This window comes from Burkholderia sp. Ac-20379 (assembly GCF_017104645.1).
Taxonomy (GTDB): Bacteria; Pseudomonadota; Gammaproteobacteria; order Burkholderiales; family Burkholderiaceae; genus Burkholderia.
The window spans coordinates 1-1211 of the sequence record NZ_JAAGPF010000708.1 but is presented as its reverse complement, the minus strand read 5'-3'; the positions used below and the strand labels follow the sequence as shown (position 1 = coordinate 1211).

Here is a 1211-nt window from a genome sequence, read left to right as displayed (position 1 = left end):
CCGCCGCCGCTCCGGCCGCCGCCGAGGCCGCAGCGCCTGCCGCGGCAGCGGCGCTTGCATCGCCCGCCACCCCGGACGCACGCGAGCCGATCGCGATCATCGGCCTCAGCGGCCAGTATCCGAACGCGCCCGATCTCGACCAGTTCTGGCGCAATCTGTGCGCGGGTCACGACGCGATCGGCGAGGTGCCGGCCGAGCGCTGGCCGCTCGACGGGTTCTTCGAACCGGATCCGGATACGGCCGTCGCGCAAGGCAAGAGCTATGCGAAGTGGGGCGGTTTCCTGCCGGGCTTCGCCGAGTTCGATCCGTTGCTGTTCCGGATCGCGCCGCGCGACGCGGTGTCCATGGATCCGCACGAGCGCCTGTTCCTGATGGCCGCGTGGCAGTGCTGCGAGGATGCCGGTTATTCGCGCGCGCGCTTGGCCGCGCGTCACGGCTCGCGCGTCGGCGTGTTCGCCGGCGTGACCAAGAACGATTTCGGGCGGCACGCCGCGTATCGCGGCGAAGGCGGCGGCTGGGTGAGGCCGTCGGCGTCGTTCGCCAGCGTGGCGAACCGCGTGTCGCATGCGCTCGACCTGAACGGCCCGAGCATGCCGATCGACACCATGTGCTCGTCGTCGCTGACCGCGCTGCACGAAGCCTGCGAGCACCTCTATCGCGGGGATTGCGAGCTGGCCCTGGCCGGCGGCGTCAATCTCTATCTGCACCCGGCGAGCTACGTGAACCTCTCGGCGTCGCGGATGCTGAGCACCGATGGCCGCTGCAAGAGCTTCGGCCTCGACGGCAACGGCTTCGTGCCCGGCGAGGGCGTGGGCTGCGTGCTGCTGAAGCCGCTGTCGCGCGCGCTGGCCGACGGCGACCGGATTCATGCGGTGGTGCGCGCCACGGCCGTCAATCACGGCGGCAAGGCCAACGGCTACACCGTTCCCAATCCGGCCGCGCAACGCGAGGTGGTGCGCATGGCGCTGCGCCGCGCCGGCGTGGCCGCGCACGAGATCGGCTATGTCGAGGCGCACGGCACGGGCACCGAGCTTGGCGATCCGATCGAGATCGATGCGCTGACGCAGGCGTTCCGCGAGGACACGCCCGAGACGGGCTTCTGCGCGCTCGGTTCCGTGAAATCCGGCATCGGCCATCTCGAGGCGGCGGCCGGCATCGCCGGGCTGACCAAGGTGATCCTGCAGATGCGGCACGGCATGCTGACGCCGAGA

At 70.9% G+C, this 1211-nt stretch carries 1 protein-coding gene; it reads left to right on the top strand.

Annotated elements, in window-relative coordinates; all coding sequences use genetic code 11:
- On the top strand, window positions 1-1211 hold a 1211-nt coding region (locus G3N92_RS34130), incomplete at both ends, for a polyketide synthase (protein ID WP_206131882.1).